1 protein-coding gene and 2 pseudogenes are annotated in these 2,919 nt (G+C 36.8%); 2 read left to right on the top strand and 1 reads right to left on the bottom strand.

What is annotated here, in order from left to right; translation table 11 throughout:
* Positions 1-144 (bottom strand): annotated as a pseudogene (locus tag K737_RS10600) (IS5/IS1182 family transposase); the annotation flags it as partial.
* A gap of 660 nt (positions 145-804) precedes the next feature.
* Here K737_RS10600 and K737_RS05145 point away from each other — a divergent pair.
* The gene (locus K737_RS05145; RefSeq protein WP_006294375.1) at positions 805-2,601 is read left to right on the top strand and encodes an ABC transporter ATP-binding protein; all 1,797 of its coding nucleotides are present in this window, start codon (positions 805-807) and stop codon (positions 2,599-2,601) included.
* Between the two features lie 111 nt (positions 2,602-2,712).
* Positions 2,713-2,842, top strand: a pseudogene (locus tag K737_RS09595) (helix-turn-helix domain-containing protein); the annotation flags it as partial.
* Between the last annotated feature and the right edge of the window lie 77 nt (positions 2,843-2,919).

Genomic DNA, 2,919 nt, shown 5'->3' with positions numbered 1-2,919 from the left:
AATAGGCTGTGTACTCAACGTAAGCCAAAGGACAATTGAAGCCAAGCGAATGGCGCTAAAAAAGTTTACAAACCTTTTATCATAGCGTGTGGCAATGGTGCGGTATTGCTTTAAGTTTAGAAAAAAATTCTCGATCAAATGACGGAATTTAGTAAAGATATTTTTCATAATGCTCCAGGGGGCACGGCTCTTTTCTTTTGAGTTTTTTTCGCATATGTTTATCGAAAAGCACTTTATCAGTCTTCACGAGATGGATCTATCACTCCCCGTACAGAAGGATCGTGTTCCTTACCTTTTGTCAAGTAAAAATTGATAGGATTAACGATGAGATATTGCCTTGGGCATCGCAGATTACATGGATCTTATCGCTCTAATGGTCTGGCTTTCCGTCTTTTTTTAGCGCAAGCTCTGTGTTGATTGGCGCGCATAATGCTCATCGCGTGCTTTTGGTTGCTGTACTGGATAAGGATTTTAAAAACGCTTTTCCATAAACCTTTTTGACTCCAACGGGCCTAGTGGTTTGAAAATACAAAAAGCTAAATCCCTCCAGGGGATTCTTGTGCAGATAGTGGTACCCCCCCCTCCACAAACAGGTGATTGTCTTAGGCTGTCCCCTTGTTTTTCAAGAAAAAGATCCTTTACCCTACCCCACAGATCATCCCAAAACGCATTCTTAAAAAATACAGAAAAAATTAACTTAATTGAGGACGAACCTTAGATGCGTATTAATGTCTTTTTAACCCTCCTTGATTTTAAACCTGCATCAATCATAATTGTAAATAAGCTTTTTTTAATTAGTGCGTTATGCAAGAACCTGTCTGTACGTCCCGTGTAGCGTTTTGTCAACTCGTCAGTTTTTTATGGAAATGTTGCCTATATACACCTTGGTGTGCTTTATTTCTAATTTTGTGTCCATTGCTTTGGGCAGCAGAGTTGTCTTTGATTCCTTATGCTATTGGGAAATTTTTAGATTGCCTTCATCCTCGTGTTAGCTATCAAGAGGTGCTGGGCCCGGTGCTCATTTTTTTTTCTGCACTACTAATGGTTCTTTTCTCGTATCGTCTTTTTAACTATATGATAGGCATTCGCATGGTTCCAAAATTACGATCTCGCTTGGCAGGTTTGGGGCTGCAGGGAGTTTTTAATATGCCCTATTCCGCACTTAAAGAGGAACTTCCTGGAAAAATTTCAGGAAAAATCTCTGATTTACCAAAAGTTATTCCAGAGCTATTAGAAATGTTCTGTTGGAAAGTTCTTGCTCCTTTAATCGCGCTTACGCTGAGTTTAATCCTTTTGAGCCAAAAAGATAAAATTTTTGCGCTAATCACTTTTTTTTGGGCAGTTCTTTTTATTACTGGAAATTTAGTAATGGTTCCCTATTTAATTCAACGGTCTGCGAATTTTGCTCAGTATGGGAATCAAATTTTAGGAGTGATTTCTGATTCTGTGTTAAATGTTTTTACAGTAAAAATATATACCAGTGAAGAAAAAGAAGAAAACTATTTACAGCAAAACTGTAAAAAAGGAGAAAAATCAGAAAGACAATTGCAATGGGCATATTTTTTTTTACATCTGTGTTTGTCTTTACTTTACGTTATAACACTGACGGTAACACTATACGTTGCTTTTCATCGCTTTAAAAAAGGAAAAATTTCTATAGGGGATTTGGCCGTAGTTATGAATCTTAATCTTGGAATTTCACATGTATTATGGGAAAGTAGTTTTGAATTCAGTCGTATCGCTCAACATTTAGGGCGTATGAAACAAGTACTGGAAATGTTTTATGTACCACCAAAATTTATTCAAAACTTTCCTGAAAAAGGACAAAAAAATGTAAAAGCCGTTATTTTTCAGCACCCTCCCTCTGTGCGTTTTGATCATGTCACCTTTTCTTATTCTCAAGAGGTCTCTTTATTTGAAAATCTTTGCCTTACCATCAATGCTGGAGAAAAAGTTGGGCTTGTGGGATATTCTGGCGCTGGAAAAACATCCTTTGTTCAACTGATGTTAGGACTTTACCCTGCCCATTCAGGAAAAATTTTAGTCAATGACATCCCTATTAATGATATGAATCTTCAATTTTTTTATCAAAACATTACTTTTATTTCCCAAAATCCACAATTCTTTCGTCGCACGATTTGGGAGAACTTAATTTATGGAAGTGAAAATGCTACCTTGGAACGTGTGAACTATGCTTGTAAGCAAGCGGGAATTTTTGACCGCATTCAAGGACTTCCTAATGGCTATCAAACACTTTTAGAAGATCAGGGGGCTCCCCTTTCTGGAGGGGAAAAACAGCGTCTAAGCATTGCAAAAGCCTTTTTAAGAAACTCTCCTCTTTTGATCCTTGATGAGGTCACTGCTCAGCAAGACGCGCTTACAGAGCAAAGTATTCAGTTAGCATTGCACGAATTAATGAAAAATAAGACCTCTATTGTTATTGCGCATCGCTTAAAGGTTGTAACACTTATAGACCGTCTTTTTGTGTTTAATAATGGGAAGATCGTTCAAACAGGACCTCATCACCTTTTGCTTCAACAAAACGGACTGTATAAAAAACTTTGGGAGGCTCAGAATTCTCTCACTTCTCTTACGAGATAAATAAGTACAAGGGACATAGAAAATGGAAGCTTTTAACTAAAAGATCTTTTTTGTTAGAATTGGTAAAGGAAGTCTTTTAAAAGTCTCTAAAAATGATTATATGTAAATTTTGTGAATGTTCGGAGTGCTTTAAAAGTAGTTTTTTTCGAGGGGGAAAGCGGTACAAATGATAAAAAATGTGGAAAAAATTTCACGAGGTGTGCCCAAGAAAGACAAGCTGAAAGCCCTCATTTTATACTCATGCTGAATGAAATTGTTTACAAGTTTAATAATTTTTCTTGTGCAAAGATTTCTGACAGAAGAAGATCGTGTTGCGTT

The organism is Holospora undulata HU1, assembly GCF_000388175.3.
GTDB lineage: Bacteria > Pseudomonadota > Alphaproteobacteria > Holosporales > Holosporaceae > Holospora > Holospora undulata_A.
Note: the sequence above shows the minus strand (reverse complement) of the source record. Positions and strands in the feature narration are given on the sequence as shown.

Bases quoted from the DNA above. Each gene is read 5' to 3' on its own strand.
- K737_RS05145 (WP_006294375.1), top strand. From the start codon at position 805: ATGCAAGAACCTGTCTGTACGTCCCGTGTAGCGTTTTGTCAACTCGTC.